Source organism: Bradyrhizobium sp. (assembly GCF_035652035.1).
Taxonomy (GTDB): domain Bacteria; phylum Pseudomonadota; class Alphaproteobacteria; order Rhizobiales; family Xanthobacteraceae; genus Bradyrhizobium.
Map to the genome: position 1 here is coordinate 46,347 of NZ_DASREO010000014.1, position 19,508 is coordinate 65,854.

21 protein-coding genes are annotated in these 19,508 nt (G+C 62.6%); 18 read left to right on the plus strand and 3 right to left on the minus strand.

Going from position 1 to position 19,508, the window contains the following annotated elements; all coding sequences use genetic code 11:
* Positions 1-64: 64 nt before the first annotated feature.
* The 4 genes from VFB05_RS04555 (at position 65) to VFB05_RS04570 (ending at position 3,077) form a co-directional block, all read left to right on the plus strand.
* Positions 65-277 (plus strand): hypothetical protein, encoded by a 213-nt coding sequence (locus VFB05_RS04555; protein ID WP_325009270.1) that lies wholly within the window; start codon positions 65-67, stop codon positions 275-277.
* A 6-nt stretch (positions 278-283) separates the two neighbouring features.
* Positions 284-742 (plus strand): DUF1801 domain-containing protein, encoded by a 459-nt coding sequence (locus tag VFB05_RS04560; RefSeq protein ID WP_325009272.1) that lies wholly within the window; start codon positions 284-286, stop codon positions 740-742.
* An 11-nt stretch (positions 743-753) separates the two neighbouring features.
* Positions 754-1,125 carry a hypothetical protein gene (locus VFB05_RS04565; protein ID WP_325009274.1) on the plus strand — a complete coding sequence of 124 codons (372 nt, stop codon included), beginning with the start codon at positions 754-756 and terminating at the stop codon, positions 1,123-1,125.
* Between the two features lie 158 nt (positions 1,126-1,283).
* On the plus strand, positions 1,284-3,077 hold the full coding sequence (locus tag VFB05_RS04570; RefSeq protein ID WP_325009276.1) for a chloride channel protein: 1,794 nt from the start codon (positions 1,284-1,286) through the stop codon (positions 3,075-3,077).
* Positions 3,078-3,172: 95 nt separating this feature from the next.
* Here the strand turns inward: VFB05_RS04570 and VFB05_RS04575 are convergent, their stop codons facing one another.
* Complete coding sequence (locus tag VFB05_RS04575) at positions 3,173-4,498, minus strand: TROVE domain-containing protein (RefSeq protein ID WP_325009278.1); 1,326 nt, start codon at positions 4,496-4,498, stop codon at positions 3,173-3,175.
* Positions 4,499-5,868: 1,370 nt separating this feature from the next.
* Between VFB05_RS04575 and VFB05_RS04580 the strand changes: the two genes are divergently transcribed.
* The 5 genes from VFB05_RS04580 (at position 5,869) to VFB05_RS04600 (ending at position 9,919) form a co-directional block, all read left to right on the plus strand.
* The gene (locus VFB05_RS04580) at positions 5,869-7,089 is read left to right on the plus strand and encodes an MFS transporter (protein ID WP_325009280.1); all 1,221 of its coding nucleotides are present in this window, start codon (positions 5,869-5,871) and stop codon (positions 7,087-7,089) included.
* A gap of 127 nt (positions 7,090-7,216) precedes the next feature.
* Entirely contained in the window at positions 7,217-7,975 is a 759-nt protein-coding gene (locus VFB05_RS04585) for a DUF899 domain-containing protein (protein ID WP_325009282.1), read from the plus strand.
* The gene (locus tag VFB05_RS04590) at positions 7,972-8,232 is read left to right on the plus strand and encodes a hypothetical protein (RefSeq protein ID WP_325009284.1); all 261 of its coding nucleotides are present in this window, start codon (positions 7,972-7,974) and stop codon (positions 8,230-8,232) included. The genes VFB05_RS04585 and VFB05_RS04590 overlap by 4 nt, the downstream gene beginning before the upstream one ends.
* Entirely contained in the window at positions 8,229-8,987 is a 759-nt protein-coding gene (locus VFB05_RS04595; RefSeq protein ID WP_325009286.1) for an SDR family oxidoreductase, read from the plus strand. The genes VFB05_RS04590 and VFB05_RS04595 overlap by 4 nt, the downstream gene beginning before the upstream one ends.
* The gene (locus VFB05_RS04600; protein ID WP_325009287.1) at positions 8,984-9,919 is read left to right on the plus strand and encodes a sigma-70 family RNA polymerase sigma factor; all 936 of its coding nucleotides are present in this window, start codon (positions 8,984-8,986) and stop codon (positions 9,917-9,919) included. Before VFB05_RS04595 ends, VFB05_RS04600 begins: the two co-directional genes overlap by 4 nt.
* 6 nt (positions 9,920-9,925) lie before the next feature.
* On the opposite strand, the gene VFB05_RS04605 is transcribed toward VFB05_RS04600, so the two are convergent.
* Complete coding sequence (locus VFB05_RS04605; protein ID WP_325009288.1) at positions 9,926-10,798, minus strand: DUF3280 domain-containing protein; 873 nt, start codon at positions 10,796-10,798, stop codon at positions 9,926-9,928.
* 322 nt (positions 10,799-11,120) lie between these two features.
* On the opposite strand from VFB05_RS04605, the gene VFB05_RS04610 reads away from it, so the two are divergent.
* Positions 11,121-12,554, plus strand: a complete 1,434-nt coding sequence (locus tag VFB05_RS04610) for a sensor histidine kinase (RefSeq protein WP_325009290.1) — start codon at positions 11,121-11,123, stop codon at positions 12,552-12,554.
* Positions 12,551-13,201 (plus strand): response regulator transcription factor, encoded by a 651-nt coding sequence (locus VFB05_RS04615; protein ID WP_325009292.1) that lies wholly within the window; start codon positions 12,551-12,553, stop codon positions 13,199-13,201. The genes VFB05_RS04610 and VFB05_RS04615 overlap by 4 nt, the downstream gene beginning before the upstream one ends.
* Positions 13,202-13,247: 46 nt before the next feature.
* Here the strand turns inward: VFB05_RS04615 and bla are convergent, their stop codons facing one another.
* Positions 13,248-14,144: a class A beta-lactamase gene (gene bla / locus VFB05_RS04620; RefSeq protein ID WP_325009294.1), complete on the minus strand. Its 897-nt coding sequence runs from the start codon at positions 14,142-14,144 to the stop codon at positions 13,248-13,250.
* 269 nt (positions 14,145-14,413) lie between these two features.
* Here bla and VFB05_RS04625 point away from each other — a divergent pair, with 269 nt between their 5' ends.
* The 7 genes from VFB05_RS04625 to VFB05_RS04655 all read left to right on the plus strand — a co-directional run bounded on the left by VFB05_RS04625 (position 14,414) and on the right by VFB05_RS04655 (position 19,403).
* Positions 14,414-15,316 (plus strand): LysR family transcriptional regulator, encoded by a 903-nt coding sequence (locus VFB05_RS04625; RefSeq protein ID WP_325009296.1) that lies wholly within the window; start codon positions 14,414-14,416, stop codon positions 15,314-15,316.
* Positions 15,313-15,657, plus strand: coding sequence for a Lin0512 family protein (locus VFB05_RS04630; protein WP_072825415.1), 345 nt, complete (start codon positions 15,313-15,315; stop codon positions 15,655-15,657). Before VFB05_RS04625 ends, VFB05_RS04630 begins: the two co-directional genes overlap by 4 nt.
* A 6-nt stretch (positions 15,658-15,663) precedes the next feature.
* On the plus strand, positions 15,664-16,368 hold the full coding sequence (locus VFB05_RS04635; protein WP_325009300.1) for a glutathione S-transferase family protein: 705 nt from the start codon (positions 15,664-15,666) through the stop codon (positions 16,366-16,368).
* Positions 16,369-16,476: 108 nt separating this feature from the next.
* Positions 16,477-17,034 (plus strand): TetR/AcrR family transcriptional regulator, encoded by a 558-nt coding sequence (locus VFB05_RS04640; RefSeq protein ID WP_325009302.1) that lies wholly within the window; start codon positions 16,477-16,479, stop codon positions 17,032-17,034.
* A gap of 97 nt (positions 17,035-17,131) precedes the next feature.
* On the plus strand, positions 17,132-18,106 hold the full coding sequence (locus VFB05_RS04645; RefSeq protein WP_325009304.1) for an SDR family NAD(P)-dependent oxidoreductase: 975 nt from the start codon (positions 17,132-17,134) through the stop codon (positions 18,104-18,106).
* Positions 18,107-18,171: 65 nt separating this feature from the next.
* Positions 18,172-18,981 (plus strand): SDR family NAD(P)-dependent oxidoreductase, encoded by an 810-nt coding sequence (locus VFB05_RS04650; protein ID WP_325009306.1) that lies wholly within the window; start codon positions 18,172-18,174, stop codon positions 18,979-18,981.
* 14 nt (positions 18,982-18,995) lie between these two features.
* Complete coding sequence (locus VFB05_RS04655; protein WP_325009308.1) at positions 18,996-19,403, plus strand: DoxX family protein; 408 nt, start codon at positions 18,996-18,998, stop codon at positions 19,401-19,403.
* Positions 19,404-19,508 lie beyond the last annotated feature (105 nt).

Below are 19,508 nucleotides of genomic sequence, written 5' to 3' on the forward strand. Positions count from 1 at the left end.
CGGACGTCGTTTGAGAAGCCGCGCCGGCGGAACTGCTGCTTGGCGTCGAAAAGAGGGGGATCAATTGCTGAAGGATTCAACAATCCGCGTCATCATTCGCTGGATTCACATCATTTGCGCCATCCCCATCACGGGCTATCTTTATAGCCCGTTCCAGGTGCTGCCGGATTATGCACCGCCGACGCGGTTCGTGTTCTTTCCCGTCATGTTGCTTTCGGGGCTTTGGATGTGGAAAGGTCACCTGGTTCGGCGGATGTTTTCGAAGAAGCTGGCTTGAGCTCGCATGGACGCATCGAAAAAAATCGATCAACTGATCGTCAGCATTGCCGACTGGCGTGGCAAAACCCTAAGCGCCGTCCGCAATGCCATCCTCGCCGCGGACAAGGAGATATCAGAGGAATGGAAATGGATGGGCAGTCCGGTGTGGTCGTGTGACGGCATCATCGCGGTCGGCAACGCCCACAAGGACAAAGTGAAGCTGACCTTTGAGCACGGGGCGCGGTTGCCGGACCCCGAAAAACTCTTCAACGCAGGCCTTGAAGGCAATCAAAGACGCGCGATTGACCTTTTCGAGAGCGACAAGGTCAATGCGCCGGCGCTGAAAAGTCTCGTCCGCGCCGCCATCGACTACAATCGGTCCAGGGCGAAGAACAGGACGAAGAGCAAGCCAACGAAGAAAGCGCTGGCGGCGAAGCCTGCGAAGGCGGTCAAGGCGAAAACGGGAAAATCCGCAAAACGCTGAGGCGAGGGGCCATGTCCGACAAGCCGGTTGCGGAGCGTTTGCAGGTGAAGGGCGATCGGCGGGTTGTGGTGATCGGCGCTTCCGCAGCGCTGGAGAAGACCGTTGGCGCCAGCAAGGCGCGTGGCGATGTGGCAACAGCGGATGTGGTGCTGCTTTTCGCGCCGGATCGCAAAAGCCTCGACGCCAGCCTGCCGAAGCTGCTCAAGACCATCTTGCCTACCGCGATCTTCTGGATCGCCTATCCCAAGCTGTCGTCCAAACTCGCGGCCGATCTCAGCCGGGACATCATCCATGCGCTTGCGCCTGCCTATGGCCTCGACACGGTGAGCCAGATCGCTATCGACGACGACTGGTCGGCACTACGGTTAAAGCGCGTTAAGTGATCGTTGATCTATATCGGGTATCAATCGATCGCCGATTTATATCGTATTACGATATTTTGGTACGATTCGAGATTGGAGCCATGCGCTGGCGCACTTGATCTGCGCCGTGGTGCGGGGTAGGTCAGGCGCACTGATTCCCCTCCCGAAAAGCACTTCCCATGCGTCAAAAGATCGACAAGGCCGGCGGAGCCGCGCGGCATCGTAACAAGCTCGGCGATTTCACCGCCGACCGCCGCGTTCTGCTTTTGATAGGCATGGCGCTCGTCGTCGGCGGCGCGAGCGCAGGCACGGCCTGGGTTCTTCTGAAACTGATTGCGCTGGTCAGCAATCTCGTCTGGTTCGGCCAGCTCAGCGTCGCCAGTCTCCCGATCGCGCAAACCACCCGCAGCGCCACGTGGATGCTGCTGGCGCCTGCAGCCGGCGGCCTCATCATCGGACTGATGGCGCGGTTCGGCTCGGAGAAGATCAGGGGCCACGGCATCCCGGAAGCGATCGAAGCCATTTTGCTCGGTGGCAGCCGCATGCAGCCGAAAGTCGCCGTGCTGAAGCCATTGTCGTCGGCGATCTCGATCGGCTCGGGCGGGCCGTTCGGCGCGGAAGGCCCGATCATCATGACCGGCGGTGCGGTCGGTTCACTGTTTGCCCAGTGCTTTCATCTCACGGCGGCCGAGCGCAAGACGCTTCTGGTCGCCGGCGCTGCCGCCGGCATGACGGCGATTTTCGGCACGCCGATTGCGGCCGTGCTGCTCGCCGTCGAACTCCTGCTGTTCGAGTGGAAGCCGCGGAGTTTTCTGCCGGTTGTCGCCGCGACGATCGTTTCCGCAGTCTGCCGTCCCTTCCTGTTCGGCAGCGGGCCGCTGTTTCCGTTCACGGAACATCCGAGCCTGCCATTGTGGGGCATGGCAGCCGCCATCGGCGTCGGCGTCGTCGCCGGCCTGCAATCCGGGCTGATGACGCGCTTGCTGTACGCGGCCGAAGACATGTTCGATTTTTTGCCGTTGCACTGGATGTGGTGGCCGATGCTCGGGGGTCTCGCCGTCGGAGCCGGCGGCCTGGTTGACCCGCATGCACTCGGCGTCGGTTACGACGTCATCGCCGATCTGCTGTCCGGCCATGCGGCGGCTCACAACGTGGAGCGGTTGCTGCTGGTGAAGTCCGCGATCTGGATCGTGGCGCTGGCCTCCGGCACCTCGGGCGGCGTCCTGGCCCCGCTATTGATCCTCGGCGGTTCGCTGGGCTGGCTCGAGGGCCAGATGCTGCCCGGCGGCCCGTCATTTTGGGCATTGGTCGGGATGGCCGCGATGATGGGCGGCACCATGCGTTCGCCGCTCACCGGCGTGATGTTTGCGATCGAACTGACCGGCAATATCGAGATGCTGCCAGTGCTGCTCGCGGCAACGGGCGCCGCTTACGCCGTAACCGTGCTGCTGCTGAAGCGCTCCATTCTCACCGAGAAGATTGCAAGACGCGGCCAGCACATCACGCGCGAATACTCGATCGACCAGTTCGAGCTGTTGCGCGTTGCCGATGTGATGGTGAAAAACGTCGATACGCTGCCGGTCACGATGCCGGTCGACGATGCCGTCGCTTTCTTCACCGGCGGCGAGGTGAGACACAAATCCTATCCGGTGGTGACGGTGGACGGGATTCTTGCCGGCATGGTGGCGCGGTCGGACGTGCTGCGCTGGCGCACCGAAGGCGCTCATCAGGCCATGACGCTCGATGACCTCGTCTCCGACACCTCGGCGATCTCGGCCTATCCCGACGAGGTGCTGGGGCGCGTGGCCGACCTCATGGTGTCGTCTGATCTTGGGCGCATCCCGATCGTCGATCGCGAGGCGCACCGCGTGGTCGGACTGATCGCCCGCAAGGACCTATTGCGCATCCGCTCGGTGGTCAACGCGGAGGAGCGGGAGCGCGGCGCCTACCTTATGCGGGAACGGGTTGCCTGAACGCGTTTCGTGTTTGCCCGCCTTCAGATGACGCCGAAAAATGAAAGGCCCGGGCACGCCTAGCGCGTGTCCGGGCCTTGTCTCTGAGATCCGCGTCAATGCATCGTCTCTTCCAATGCCGCGATCCAGGCGATCACGGCCTCGGAGAAGCCATCGACGCGCGTCCAGGCGCCGTGGCCGACGCCGTGCTGGTACGAGGCGACGTTGACAATGGTGCCGCGAGCCTTCGGCTCGGGCACCGTGTCGTGGCTCTGCTCGTCGGTGAAGACGATCAGGCGATCGCCCTTGCGGTCGATCTCGCCGACGGCCTTGCCGAGATAGGTCCCGCCATGCGGCTGCGACCCGATCACGGCGTCCCGCAGCGCGAAACCGCGCCGCGGGGGCACCTTCACCACCTGGTTAGAGAAGGTGAAGATCTCGACCTCCTCGCAGACCTCGCGCGCGAGGATGGCGAGGCCGCAGGCCGCCTCCGCCCGGGTCATTTCGGACTGGGCGGAGAGCGAAGCGAACATCGATCCCGACACGTCGATCAACAGCCGCGTGCGGCCACCAAGCCGCGCGTAACCCTTGATCGACTTCAGCATCGCGGTTTCGAGCTCAGGCTCGAAGTCAGGCGCATAGCGCGCCGCGGTGATGAAGCGGTAGGGAAGGATGCGGTCCGTCCGCATCGCCTCGATAGCGTCCGCGATGGTCTTGCGCGGCACCTCCGCCTTCTGCATCAAACGCAGGTTGCGGAGCAGCGCCAGTCCACCGAGCTTCTTCTCGGCCATTAGCCGCTCGAAGGTCTCACGCTTGTCCTTGCCGGACGAGAGCGAAACCTCCCAGGTGTCGGGCGAGGCGAGCTCGCCGTCGACGAGCTCCTTCCACACCTTCTCCTGGTCCTTGTCCTTCGGCTTGGCGTGGACCAGGAACAACACGTCCTTGATCCGCACCGCGCCGTCGCGGTCGTACTTCGCGAGCTGATAGGCGTCGAACTTGGTGAGCGCGCGGGCGAGGCCCTTCTTGACCTGCGCCGAGACGGGCTGACGCTTGCGCTGCTGCTGCGGACCGAGTGCATCGGCCCAGTAGATCGCAAGCAGCTCCGTCATCTCGTCGGGACGCTGGATGACGCGCTCCAGCGTATCGGCGACAAGCACGCGGTGCTTCTCATGCCGCGCCATCTCGCGGATGACGAGCAGGGGCGCATGACGAAGCTTCATGACTTCGCGCGCCTCGATCGCCAGCGCCGCGACCCGCTTGGGCTCGACCTTCGGCACCAGCGCCTTGATGCGCTCGGCGATGGCAACGCCATCCTCGTAGAACTGGCTCTCCCACAGGAGGCAGTTCATCAGCGCGCGCTTCAGCTCCATCTCGGGCGTGAAGCGCTTTCCGCGCGCACCCTCATGCGTGAAGGCGCGAACGATCTTGTTGAGACTGACCATGATGGCCTCCTCTTGGGGTTGATTGTTATCGGAAAAGCACGCCGGGGAACAGGCGAGGCCGTACTGCCCACCGAAGGGCTTCATATGCTCTACCACTGAGCTACGGGCTTTCGCCCGGGAGGATTCGAACCTCCGACACTATGATGAACGAAGTAACGGATCTCTTCACCACCGGCGTTTTGAGAAAACACGATCCGGGAACAGGCGATTGCTGAGACCCCGACCGGCTTGCGCCGATCAGGCAGTGCTCTACCGCTGAGCTACCGGCGCATGGAACGCCGGGCGGGATTCGAACCCGCGACCACTCGTATCGCAAACGAAGTAACAGCGATCTTCACCACGGATCGTGATGGGAGCAGGCGGGGAATAAGCGATGCTGTTGCTGCCCTTTCGGGCGAACCGCCTTTCGGCGTGCGGGCCTCGAACCCGCTCGGCGCTTTCGCGCCTTCCCACGAAGTAACAGGCATCTTCACCACCGCCTTGCCGATGCAGGTTGCATCATGCAGCGCATCGGCTGAAAGGCACGCTGGGGAACAGGCGATATCGGTTTTCAGTGACGGCAGCACAGTCCTCCTTGCGAAGAACTGCGCTGTGGCGCGTGGCAACCCTCGCGAGGCGCCTCCACAGTGCGTGCGTCAAAGGCGGGATTCGAACCCGCTGCACCAGAGCGAAGTATCCGAAATCTTCACCACCAGCGTCGGTGGGCCGCAGCGAGGCGGCAAACCGGATTTTAAAAAGTGATTGTCGTGCGGCGCTATCGACGCGCCGCAAATTGCGAACTCCGAAGAGTCCGCTCTGCCATCGGTGTCCGGCTCATCGCCTCGTTCCCTCCGGCAGGCCCCGCGCGCTTGGGCGCGCGCGTTGCCGCGCGAGCCCCGGGATCCGGGTCTCCCGTTCCGGCATTGCGCCGGGTCGTTGTTCGATCAGCCGTCTCGAGGGGCAACAAAAAACCCTCCGGAGCGGTTGGCTCGGGAGGGTCCACATTCAAGCGGACTATCGACCTCGCTTTCACGCGAGATCGCTCCCATGAGCCGGGCATGCGTTACCGATTGGCCGGAGGCCATTCGATAGCAGCATCGATTTTCCACGTCCTTCGTGCATCGCAAGCTCATGTTGGTTCACGAACGTGATTGTTCGCGAGGGCGCCGCAGATACGCTTTGTGGTTGTCGATGTCAACAGGAAGAGATGAGCAGTGCTGAAAACATTCCGCCCAGCGTGGCTGGGAGGCCACAGCGATCACGGCGTAGCGACCCCAGAGTGGCGGTAATTGGCAGCATTAAAGAAAATGCGGAGTTAAGTTATTTCTGGTGTCGGCTTGAGCGGCGCCCGTTCGTCTTCATTGCAGACAGAGCGCAATGGGAGATCTGGAATGACCAATTCGCACTATCGCTGGGTCATGGTTGCGGCCGGAGGACTGCTCGGCTGCGTCGCCATCGGCGGCATGTTCTCGTTACCCGTTTTGCTTCAGCCGATCGCGCGGGATACCGGCTGGTCCGTCACCGGCGTGTCCAGCGCCATGACCATCGGATTTCTCGCGATGGCCATGACCAGCATGATCTGGGGAACATTGTCCGATCGCTATGGTCCGTTGCCGGTCGTTCTGACCGGCTCGCTGGTGATTGCCGCAAGCCTGGCGCTGGCTAGCCAGGCGACATCGCTGCTCGCGTTCCAATTTCTGTTCGGCCTTATGGTCGGCGCCGGCACGTCCGCGATCTTTGCGCCAATGATGGCAACCGTCACCGGCTGGTTCGACACCCATCGCAGCCTTGCGGTATCGCTGGTGTCGGCCGGCATGGGCATGGCCCCGATGACCATGTCGCCGCTGGTGGCCTGGCTTGTCTCGCACCACGACTGGCGCACCACGATGCTGATCGTCTCGGCCGTCGTTGCTGGCATCATGGTTCCGGTTTCGCTGCTGGTCCGCCGGCCGCCCGCGCTTGCCGCCGCGCCCGCCGCGCCATCCGCAGGTCCCGCGCCGCAAGCGGAGATGTCGCTGGGCGAGGCGTTGCGCTCGCCGCAATTCATCATCCTGCTCGCGACCAATTTCTTCTGCTGCGCGACGCATTCCGGCCCGATCATCCATACCGTCAGCTACGCCGTCTCTTGCGGCATCCCGATGATCACGGCTGTGACGATCTACAGCGTCGAAGGGCTCGCCGGCATGGGCGGCCGTCTCGCCTTCGGGCTGCTCGGCGACCGCTTCGGCGCCAAGCGTGTGCTGGTGACCGGGCTGTTGCTGCAGGCATTCGGCGCGCTGGGTTACGTGTTCGCGCAGCAACTGGCCGCATTCTATGCGGTGGCCGCGCTGTTCGGCTTCATCTATGCCGGCACGATGCCGCTCTATTCGGTGCTGGTGCGCGAGAACTTTCCACTGCGCATGCTCGGCACCGTGATCGGCGGCTTGTCGATGGCAGGCGCTCTTGGCATGGCGACCGGGCCTATCGCCGGCGGCCTGATCTACGATCACTTTGGCAGCTACGCCGGACTCTATATCGGTTCCTGGGCCGTCGGGCTCGGCGCCTTCTTTATCATCCTGACCTTCAGGCCATTTCCGAAGATTGTCGCCCAACCCGCGGCAATGCCGGCATAAACAGCCGGCGGCCCATCGGGAACCCAACGCTCGCCGCCGGCCAAGAAGACCGGCGGCGATTTTTTGTCCGCCCCTGACTCCTTTTCGGCGTCTCAAACGTCTTGGCTTCATCAACAGGAGGATAGCCATGTCACTTGCGATGAAAACCCCGCCGATCGTGTCCGCCCAGGAATGGGAGGCCGCTCGCGAACAGCTGCTCGTGAAGGAGAAAGAGCTGATGCGGGCGAAAGACGCGCTCTCGGCCGAACGCCGGCGCATGCCGTGGATGGCGGTCGAGAAGACCTATGCGTTCGAAGGGCCCAAGGGCAAGATGAGCCTGCTCGACCTGTTCGAAGGCCGTCACCAGCTGATTGTCTACCGCGCCTTCTTCGAGCCCGGCGTGCACGGCTGGCCGGAGCATGCCTGCATCGGCTGTTCGCTGGGCGCCGACCAGGTCTCCAACCTTGCTCACCTCAACGCGCGCGATACCACGCTTGTCTATGCCTCGCGCGCACCGCAGGCGGACATTGCAAGACTCAAGGGGCGCATGGGTTGGGAGCATATCCCGTGGGTCACCATCACCGACAGCTTCGACAAGGACTTCGGCGTCGATGAATGGCACGGCCACAACGCTTTCATCCGCGATGGCGAGCGCATCTATCGCACTTACCTGATCAACAGCCGCGGCGACGAGGCGATGGGCACGGTCTGGAGCTATCTCGACATGACCGCGCTCGGGCGTCAGGAGGTCTGGGAGAAGTCACCTGAGGGGTATCCGCAGGAGCGCCCGTACAAGTGGTGGAACTGGAACGAGAGCTACGTGCCCAATGCTGCGCCCGATCCGAAATGGGTCGCAGTATCTGACGCCGGCGAGGCGGCTTTCCGCAAACGCGACGCGAAGCCATGACCAGGTGGCTCCATCTCGCGGCGGCGCCGGCATTTGCGCTGATGGCGCTTGCCACCGCGGCGTCCGACAGCAGTGCGCCGATGGCGCTCTGCTCAGTCGGAGCTGGCTTCGGCCTCGGCGGCATGACGCCGATGTATATGCTGATGGCCGTTTTTCATTCAGCGCCATGGCTGAAGCTGATTTCACGGCGGGGCGTGACTCTTTTCACGGTGCTCGATCGTCATGGTGATGTCCAAACGATGGAGCAGAAGCCATGAACCTGAAAGAAAAGAATGCAGTCGTCACCGGCGGAAGCCGCGGACTGGGTCTCGGACTGGTTGAAGCACTGGTCGCGCACGGCGCCAAAGTGACGGTCGTCGCGCGCGAGACAGGTGCGCTTGCCGCCGTACGCGAGCGGCTTGGCGTCGCAACGATTTCGGCCGACGTGACCGATGAAGCCGCCGCGCACCGCATCCTCGGCGAGATCCAGCCTGATATCCTGGTGCTGAATGCCGGCGCGAAGCCGCCGACGGGCCGGCTCGACCGGCTCAGCTGGGAAGATTTCAGCACGACGTGGGAGACCGACGTCAAGGGAGGCCTCTACTGGATGCAGGCTGCGCTGAAGACGCCGCTGAAGTCCGGCAGCCGTGTCCTCGTCGGATCGAGCGGCGCGGCACAAAACGGTTCGCCGCTGTCGGGCGGCTATGCCGGCGCCAAGCGGATGCTCTGGCTGATGGCCAAATATGCCAACGGCGTCTCGGAGCAGGGTAATCTCGGCATTCGCTTTCAGGCGATCGTGCCGCAGCAGATCATCGGCGACACAGGTGTGGGCGATGCCGGCGCCAAGGCCTATGCGGGCGCGCTCGGCATTGGTCAGAAGGAATTCCTGGCCCGCTTCGGCGCGCCGATGCCGCCGCGCGAATTCGGCGAAAAAGTCGTTTCCGTGCTCGAAGAGGCGAAATACGCTGACGGCGTGGTCTTTGGGCTCAAGGGCGACACCGGAATTACCATGATTGAGGGAGCGGCGGCTTGAACGCAGGCCCATCCGAAGGCGAACGCGACCGCCGGGCAGAGCTGCTGGCTCTGACCGGCGAGTTGCGCCCCGAACTGCACCGCTACTGTTCGCGGCTGATGGGGTCGGTGATCGACGGCGAGGACGTCGTGCAGGATACGATGGCGCGCGCGCTTGCGGCGCTCGACGAGATCAAGGAGATGCCGCAGCTCCGGCCCTGGCTGTTTCGGATCGCCCATAACCGGGCGCTGGATCTGTTGCGAAGCCGCGCGCGGCGCAAGGCAGAACCGATCGAAGCTGCATCCGATGTCGCCGACGAAGCCAACGCAGATCCCATGGAGGTCCTGATGCGTCAGGAAGCGGTCGAGACCGCCGTGTCGCGCTTTGCCGAGTTGCCGCTCGTTCAGCGCAGCGTCGTGATCTTGAAGGACGTGCTCGACGAGTCCTTGAAGGATATCGCCGAACTGCTCGATCTCAGCATCGATGCGGTGAAGGCGCATCTCGCGCGCGGCCGGGCGCGGCTTCGCGAGATCAATGCGCAGGCTGCCACGCTCGCCGACGCACGTCCGGTGTCGGCTGCCGTCGCGCGTTACGTCGCCCTGTTCAACGCGCAGAACTGGGACGGCTTGCGGGCGCTGCTCGCCGACGACGTGAAACTTCATCAGTCGACTTATCCGCTGCGCGTGGGCTCCGCCGATGTCGGCAGGTTCTTTACGATCTATGCCACGTTCGACGGCGTGCGACTTCAGCCGGCCTGGGTCGAGGGACGGGAGGTGATCGCCGTGTTCGAGAAAGGCGCGGGCACAACGCCTAACTACTTCATGTGGCTCGAATGGCGCGACGGCCGCATCAGCTTCATCCGTGACTATCGGTATTCGCGTTATATTGTGGACGATGCGAAGCTCATGCTGGCTGGCGATGACAGCGCCGCGGGCAACATCGATCCTGCCTGAGCTTTTTTACTGGCGAGGTTGAGCGTCGAGCAGGCGATCCTGCACTAAGCGAACGGCGCCGCGGCTCCATGAATAGTTGGCGCCCATTCGCAGCCCGGTATCGCCTGCGGCGAGGACGGTACCGGCCCGCGCATCGCGTAGCTGAAAGCGGATCGTATATTCGGTCCGGCTGATCCGCCTGACAACGCCGATGAACGATTGATCCGCGCCCAGTTTTTGCGCGATGCCGGCATCGCAGCCGGCGCAGTCATGCAAAGCGGCTGCGTTCGTCGCGACGGCGTCGCCGCCGATCGTGACCACCCGATAGCGTCCGGACCGGCCCAATAATTGTCGGATCGCCTCCGTGGTGTTCGCCAGTTCCTTGGCATCCGATGGGACCTGGGACGTCGCTGCACTCTCGTCTTCAAGCTCGAAGTCGAAGACCGCAAGGTTGACCGGAGCTTGCGCCGCTGCCGGCAGGGTTGGCAGGGACGGTGCGGCCAGCGCCGCGCGGATATCTTGCGACACGAAGGTTTCAGCGCGCTGCCAGGCCTGCTCGTTGTCGCCGCGGAACGTGTAGAGCTTGTCAAAGACCACGCGGCTGGTGCCGGTGTCGACGGCACTCACCTTCGCCCACTGCACGAGCGTGCTCATCTTGTGGATGGCCCCGGTGATCAGGATCGCTGCGCCGTCTGCCTTGGCGGTGCGAAGACGATCCGGCGTCATCGCACTCTGCGTGCAAGGTGAGGTGCAGGCGGAGGTGACGAGCCGATAGGTATGGTCCGCCGCGACATCGCCTCTGAGCGCGGCCATGAATTGCTCCAGGTGTGATCTGTGAGCGGCCGCCTGGTCCGTTAGTTCGCCGGACGTGTCGAGGTAGATGAAATCGTCGATAGCCACGGCGATCGGGTTTGCCGGAGGCGCTTCCGCATCTGCCCGCGTCGGGCTTGCGAAGATTGCCGTCAGGGCGAGGGCGGTCAATGCGGCGAGGTGGCGAGCCATGATGTGTGACCTATGAAAATTCGGCGGAGGAGATCGAGCCAGCCTAGAGTTGCTGCGCAACTCCCGAAGCGGAACGTTTCCCGACCCTATCCGGGAAATTTTCACGACCGCGCTCCGAGCGCCGAAGTGGCGCTTTCCCCCGGATACGTTCTGCCGTTAGATAGGATGACGCCAGCAGCCTCTCGGCCGTTGCAGCCGCTTTTCGCGAAGGCATTCGCCAATGTGGACGTTTTCGAAGAGTGACCTCAAATTTCGTTTGACGGTTCGCGTCATCGCGGTCTCCGCCATCTGTTTCGTCGCCATTGCGGCCTACTTCCTCGTCGATGCCGACCGGTCCGTACACGCAAAGATCGAGGTCATCGCCGACGTCACGGCGCGAACCATGGAGCTGCAGCAAAACATGGGCCGGTGGGTCGGCCAGCCGCGCTCGGCGTTTCCCGATCTGCAGGACGTCGCTGGTTCAGCGGTAATGCCCGGTCTCTGCATTGCCTATCGCGACATCAACGGGGCGACCATCCAGCAGGTGTGCGGCGGCGCGCAAGACCGGAAGTCGGATCCGCCTTATGTCTTCACGGCCTTTTATCGCAAGCTGTTCGATCCCGGCCGCGAGGCGGTCCGGACTGTGTCGCTGCGCGGTGCGAAAATCGGTGAAGCGGTGGTCTGGGCCGATGCGGCGACGCTGACGTCGGAAGCCTGGCGCGGGGCGGGCAGGGTGATTGCGGCGCTGCTGATCGCGTTGCCCGTGCTGAGCGGTCTCGTCTATGCGGCGCTCGCGCGGGCGCTTCGCCCGACGCGATTGATCCGCGCAGGGCTCGAACGCATTGCCGCTAATGACCTCTCCGCCAGGCTGCCGCCGTTTGATCTCGCCGAACTTTCCGCCATCCGCGAGGTCTTTAACCACCTCGCCGCAAGCCTGAGCGAGGCGCTGGCCGAGCGAAGCGAATTGACGCGCAAGCTGATCGCCCTGCAGGACGATGAACGTCGGCACCTCGCGCGCGAACTTCACGACGAGTTCGGACAATCTCTCGCGGCCATCGGCGCGCTCGCCGCATCGGCGCGCCAGAGCGCCGCAACAGGATGTCCCGAGGTCCTGGCTGAATGCGATGCCATCGCGCGAACTGCAGCCGGTATGATGGAGACATTGCGCGGCGCGCTTTTCAGGTTGCGTCCTCCTGACGTTGACGAGCTGGGGCTGGCGGCAAGCCTGGAGGGCTTGATCGCCGGATGGAATGGACGCAGCCAGGGGAAGACCCGCTTCGACATTGAACTGTCCGGCAGTTTTGTGAATTTGCCGGGCGAATTGGCCGGCAATCTCTACCGCATCGCGCAGGAGGCAATCACCAACGCCGCAAAGCATTCGGGCGCGAGCCGGATAGGCCTTCGCGTGGTGATGCGCGAGAAGCCAGTAGCGCCTGGCGATGGCCGCTCCGGGACAATCGAACTCGTCGTCGAAGATGACGGCCAACCAAGCGATCGCCCGGTCAAATCCGGAATGGGCCTGCTTGGCATGCGCGAGCGCGTTGCCGCCATCGGCGGAGTTCTCGACGTCGAGGCTCGGCCGAGCGGAGGATTTGCGCTGCGCGTCGCGATTCCCGCGGCCGCGACCGTTGACGGCGGTCGGCTCGAGACCGTCAGTGAGGAGTGCGCGGCATGAACGGCGCTGCCAGAACGATCATGCTGGTCGACGATCACTCTGTCGTTCGGGAAGGCTACCGCTCCGTTCTGGGCAAACAACCGGGACTGCGCGTTGTCGCCGAGGCCGCTGACGGCGTTGAGGCTTATCGGCTGTTAAAGGAGGTCCGGCCTGATCTCGTGATCATGGACCTGGTCATGCCTGGGATCGGTGGCATCGAAACCATCCGTCGCATTCGCCAATGGGATCGCAACGCCCGGATTCTCGTGTTCACCATGCATCAGAACGCCGCCTTTGCCGTGCAGGCGATCCGAGCGGGCGCCAAGGGCTACGTCACCAAGACGAGTCCGCCCGAGACGCTCATACGAGCTGTCATGGATGTTCTGGCTGACCGGATCGCCATCAGCCCGGACATCGACCATGAACTCGCGCTCAGCCGGCTTGGCGACCTTGGCGATGAAACGAACGCGGCCGATGTGTTGACGCCGAGGGAATTCGAGGTGTTGCAGATGCTGCTGGCTGAAAAGACCAGCGAGGAAATCGCCGAGACACTTCATTTGAGCCCCAAGACGGTCGCGAATCTCCACTCCCTCATCAAGGACAAGCTCGGCGTCGGTTCTGATATCGAGCTTGTCCGGCTTGCGCTTCGGCAGGGAATATTGACCTAGCGGAGATTGGAAACAGGGCATCACGCCGACCAAGCGCGCCCGCCCGCTACCCGATCGCGCCGGTGACTGTGCGACCCACGGCCGCCAACGTCGCGTTGCGGTGTTCGCTGTCCGGCGAGCTTCCGGTCAGATAGGCTGACACGAAGATGGGCGGCCTGCCGGACGAAGGCCAGATGACGGCGACGTCGTTGGTGGTGCCTTTTTCGCCAGACCCGGTCTTGTCGCCGACGCGCCAGTCGCGGGGAAGCCCGGCGCGCAGCCTCGTGTCGCCGGTCTTGTTGCCGATCAGCCAACCGACGAGGTATTCTTGGGAAGCAGGGGACAAGGCCTTGCCGGTCACCAGCGTGCGCAGATTGGCGAGCATCGCGAGAGGCGATGTCGTATCGCGGGGATCGTCCGGCACGGCTTCGTTGAGGGCAGGTTCGTTGCGATCAAGCCGTGTAACCTTGTCGCCCAACGACCGGGCGTAAGCAGTCAGTCCCTGCGGTCCACCCATATTCGCCAGCAACAGATTGGCTGCCGTGTTGTCGCTCACGGTCATCGCCGCCTCGCAGATCTCGGCTAGCGACATTCCATCTCCGCCGACGCGCTCCTTGCTGATGGGCGAGTTGGCTACGACGTCGCCGGCGTCGAACCTGATGCGGCGCTCCAGTCGATCCTTGCCGCTGTCGACCCGCGCCAGCGTCGCGCCGACGGCGAGCAGTTTGAATGTGCTGCACATCGGAAAGCGCTCATCGCCCCGGAATGCCGCGCTTCTGCCGCTGGCGGTATCGATGATAGCCACGCCGAGACGGCCGCTGCGCTCCTTCTCGAGGGTCTCGATGTGGCGTGCGAATTGCTCGGACCAATCATGATTGCCTTGCGCGAATGCGCCCGAGCCGCGCAAAAGGCCCCCGCTTGTCGCTGCAAGAATTCCACAAAGAAATTGACGCCGCTCGATCATTTCTGCTGCCCTCTGTTGCGCTCGCGTCAATGCGCCAAAACGAAACCGATTGACAAGCGATGAAAAATTGGACGAACCATGAGGATAATTTGGGTCTCTAGTGGAGTGGATTTGACATTCGCTAACGGCTTGGCCGCAAACTCTCACAGCGAATGTCAAATCCTAAACTCCACTAGAAAAATATATTTGCTAGTGGTCCTTTGATTATAACATTCGCAAAAGTGACTGCTGAGAAGGGATGCGAATGTTAGAATCGGACCACTAGGAAAATGTTCGGATCGCATCTGCCCTTCAATGCGCTGTGTGCCTTCGAGGCATCCGCCCGCCATCTCAGCTTCACCCGCGCCGGCCTGGAACTGTGCGTGACGCAAAGCGCCGTCAGTCACCAGGTGAAGACGCTCGAAGACATGCTGAAGGTGAAGCTGTTTCGCAGGCTCCCGCGCGGGCTGGCCCTGACCGACGAGGGGTTGGCGCTGATGCCGGTACTCACCGAAACATTCGCGCGCATCCGCGCAACGCTCGACCAATTCGCCGACGGTCAGTTTCGCGAGACGGTTACGGTCGGCGCGGTTGGAACGTTCGCCACGCGGTGGCTGTTGCCCCGGTTACAGGCGTTTCGCAAGACACATCCGAGAATCGACTTGCGCATTTTCACCAACAACAATCGGGTCGATATCGCCGGCGAAGGGCTCGATTTTGCGATCAGGTTCGGCGACGGCTCGTGGCATGGAACCCGGGCTGTGGAGCTCATGGCCGCGCCGCAGTCGCCTCTATGTGCGCCCGACATCGCGGGGAGGTTGCGCCGGCCCGAAAATCTTCGCAGCGAAATTCTTCTTCGTTCCTACCGGACCGACGAATGGGAGCGCTGGTTTGCCGGCGTTGGCGTTCCCTGTCCCAAGGCGCGAGGGCCGGTGTTTGATTCCTCGATCGGCATCGCCGAGGCTGCGGTGCAGGGCGCGGGCGTTGCCTTGTTGCCGGTCGCGATGTTCGCTACCGAGCTCAAGAAGCGGCGTCTGGTCCAACCCTTCAAGAATGAAGTCAGTCTTGGTAGTTACTGGTTGACGAGCCTGAAATCGAAACGGGAGACGTCAGCCATGAAGACATTCCAGGGCTGGCTGCTGGCGCAGCTGTCCAGCAGCGAATCGACATCAAAACAAGGAAGAAAAAGATGACACGTGTGCGCTGTGTGACTGAAATGGGCATGGGCGTTGACGTCCACGGCCGGGACGCGACCAAAGCCGCAAAACGCGCGGTATCGGATGCGATCCGCCATTCGAGCCTCGGCTTCTTTCGCATGCTGGGCAAAACCGCCAACGACATGTTCGTCGATGTCACGATCGCAGTGCCGAACCCGGAAGCCGTCGACACAGAAGCGGTGGCGAAGGAGCTGCCCTACGGCACAAAGAAGGTGACGGCGGTCAAAGGCGGGCTCGAAATTCCCTCCGATATCGGCAACGATCCCATCCTCATTGCGAACGCCGCCGTAATCGTCAGTTTCGACGACGGGAAATAGCCGCTCATGTCCGATCTGTCCGCATTTCCGATCACCAAACGCTGGCCCGCGCAACGTCCCGACCGGCTTCAGCTCTATTCGTTGCCGACGCCGAACGGCGTCAAGGTCTCGATCATGCTTGAGGAGACAGGACTGCCTTACGAGGTGCATCTCGTCGACTTCAACAAGGACGACCAGAAAACGCCGGAGTTTCTGTCGCTCAATCCGAACGGCAAGATTCCGGCGATCATCGATCCGAACGGACCGGGCGGCAAACCGCTTGGCTTGTTTGAGTCCGGCGCGATCCTGCAATATCTCGCCGAGAAAACCGGCAAGCTGCTGCCGGCGGACGCCGCGCGCCGCTGGCAGACCATCCAGTGGGTTCATTTCCAGATGGGTGGCATCGGGCCGATGTTCGGCCAGGTCGGTTTCTTCAATAAATTCGCCGGCAAGGAGATCGCCGACAAACGGCCGCTCGAGCGCTACGTCAATGAATCAAAGCGGCTGCTCGGCGTGATGGAGTCTCGCCTTGCAGGACGGCAATGGATCATGGATGACGAATTCACCATCGCCGACATCTCGATGCTCGGCTGGGTGCGCAACCTGATCGGCTTCTACGAGGCACGCGACCTCGTCGCTTACGATGAGTTCGCTCATGTCCCGGCCTGGCTCGATCGCTGCCTGGCGCGACCGGCGGTCGAACGCGGGCTGAATATTCCGAAGCGGCCGTGAGCAAGCCTGCGTCCGTCGCGGACTTATGATCGCATCATAATTGCGTGTGGCTTGACAGGCGCGCGCGATTGGCTCCAAATTAAGTGGGTCAACTAACTCGGAGACACCATGGCGCTCGCCGACAAGCGATCGCGGCTGGTCGATGCCGCCGTCAACCTCGCCTACCGCAACGGGTTCGGCGCGACCTCGCTTGCGGATATCGCCAGCGAGGCGAAGGTTCCGTTGGGGAACGTCTACTACTACTTCAAGACCAAGGATGAGATCGGCGAAGCCATCGTCGAGCTTCGGCTCGCGCAAATGGCGGCGATGCTGAAGCGATGGGATGGCGAGGCGACGCCCAGAGACCGGCTCTACCGCTGCATCGAAGCCGTTCTCGGCAACCGGGATTTCCTTGCGCAACGCGGCTGTGCGGTCGGCACGTTTTGCTCGGAACTGCACAAGACGGGGGGAGCGGTCGCGGCCAAGGCGACCGGGATATTCTCGCAATATCTGGCATGGCTCGAGGTCCAGTTTCGCGCGCTAGGCCAGGGGAAAGCCTCACGCGGCCTTGCCGTTCATCTGCTCTCGGCCCTGCAAGGTGTCTCGCTTCTGGCCCACACGTTCCATGACCCCGATCTTGTGACAATGGAGACGAGGCGCCTGAAGGCCTGGGTCGATAGCCTCTAGAGGAATCTGGGAGCCGGATACGTCGACTTCGAGACAGACAAGAAAATGCTTCGGCATAAGTTAGGTAACTAACATACAGGTAACCAGAGGCAACCAGATGAAGGTCGATTGGAGCACCGGCGATATTCCTCGTCTCGATGGACGCACGGCCATCGTGACCGGCGGGAGTGGCGGGGTCGGATACGAAGTCGCACGACAACTGGCGGCTCACGGTGCTCACGTCGTGCTGGCGTCGCGCGATGAAGGCCGAACTGGTCAGGCTGCGCGATCCATTCGCGCGACATGCCCCGGAGCCAGCGTCGAGGCGATACGACTTGATCTCGCCGAGCTTGCTTCGGTCGGCAGCTTTGCGCGTGCATTCGCCGATCGCCACGGCCGACTTGATATTCTTGTCAATAATGCCGGCATTTCGGGCGGTCCCCGCCGCGAGACCAGGGATGGCTTCGAAATGCTGTTCCAGGTGAACTACCTCGGGCATTTCGCGCTGACGGGGCTCCTGCTTCCTCTGCTGAACGCGCGGTCCCACGCGCGCGTTGTCACCGTGTCGAGCGATATCGCGGCTGCGGGGCAGATCGATTTCGACGATCTCCAGGCCATCCGTCGTTACGGACTTGTCAGGACTTATGCGCAGTCGAAGCTTGCGGACCTCATTTTCGCAATTGAACTGGAACGTGGTGCTCGAAGCGCGGGCGCCGGTTTGAGCAGTTTTGCGACCAATCCCGGAATCGCGAGGACAGATTTGTTCGCGGCGAAATCCGGCGATTGGGGACGATCCCTGACGTTACAGGAAAGATTGCTCCGGATCGTTCAGATGATGCTGGGCCGGCCGGCCGCCGTCGGAGCGTTGCCGGTCCTTTACCAGGCGGTCGATCCCGTCGCGCGCGCTTCAAGCTATGTGGTTGGAGCGAAATGGCCGAAGCCTCCGCATCCGGTGGTCGAGGCCTTTCCCGCGCGAGCATGCGATCCCGCAGCCGCGGCCCGCCTGTGGGAGATATCGGTCGAACTCACCGGCGTGGACTATGGCGAGATCGCAGGCGCGGGTTTTCGGGGCGTTGCGGCATCACGGGCCTAACGGCGGCCATCGGAAGCTAATGCCGCGTCGGGACGGCAAATGACCTCAAGCAGGGATGGCGCGTGATGAATGGTCAATCTGGACTGAGCAATCGTTTCGGCCCCTGGGCGCTGGTGACCGGCGCGTCCTCCGGCATTGGCGCCGAGTTCGCGCGGCAGTTGGCAGCGGCCAAGCTGAACGTAGTGCTGGCCGCACGGCGCGAAGCGTTGCTCGACCAACTGGGGCACGACCTTCAGCGCAAGTTTGGCATCGAGACGCGCAGCGTTCGCGTGGACCTTTCCGAGCCCGACGCTGTCTCCCGTCTCGATGCGGCGGTCAGCGATCTCGACATCGGTCTTGTGGTTTCCAATGCGGGCACCGGCAATCCGGGCAGCTTTCTTCATGAAGATCGCGATGAAATGTTGCGGCGATTTCGCCTCAACGCGCTCTCGCATCTCGACCTGGCCCATCATTTCAGCCCCAAGCTTGCGGTGCGGGGGTGCGGCGGGCTCCTTCTCGGCGGAGCGATGGGCGCGGCCCACGGAATTCCGTTCATGGCCAACGACGCCGGCAGCAAGGCGTTCGTCCAAAGCCTTGGCGAGTCGCTTCACATCGAACTGAAGCGAAAAGGCGTGCACGTCACGGTGCTGGTCGTGCCGCCGACCGACACAGCGATCCTTGCCAAATTTGGTCTCGATCCCAACACCATGCCGATCAAGCCAATGAGCCCCCGCCAGTGCGTTGAGGAGGCCATCCGCGCGATCGAGCGAAACCAGTCGCTCTGTCTGCCCGGAACAACCAACCGCCTGATGAGCGCGCTTATTCCGGCCGGTGTGGCGCGAACCATGATGGGCAGGATGATTGAACAGATGCTGGCCAAGCAAATTCCGGCTTGAAGCGAGGAGGAAACATGCAAGACCGTGGAAATGGGATCGTGATCGCCTATTGGGCATCGACTGCCCTCACGGCGCTGTTGTTTGCGGCGCCAGGGCTCGCACTCGTGCTGCGCGACCCGCACTTCGTCGCGGAGATGACGCGGCTCGGTTACCCCGGATACTTCCTGCCGTTTCTCGGTATCTGGAAGGTTTTGGGTGCGGTCGTCGTTCTCATTCCCGGCGCGCGGTATCTCAAGGAATGGGCCTATGCCGGAATGATTTTCGACATCACCGGCGCCATCGTCTCGCGCGCCGCAGCCGGCGATCACGGCCCCGAGCTTTTTCTCCCGTTTGCGATCGCGGGCCTCGTTGCGCTGTCATGGGCATTGCGGCCGCAAGACCGCCGGCTTTCGGGCTCATCTCCAGCGCCGGCGACTTCCTAACGGATAGGGCTTCGGCGAGCCTGGTGTCCCGATTCCGAAGTTCGTAGAATTTTCGGAGCCACGTTTCGAACTTCGGAATCGAAAGGACACTAGCAAACGTATTTT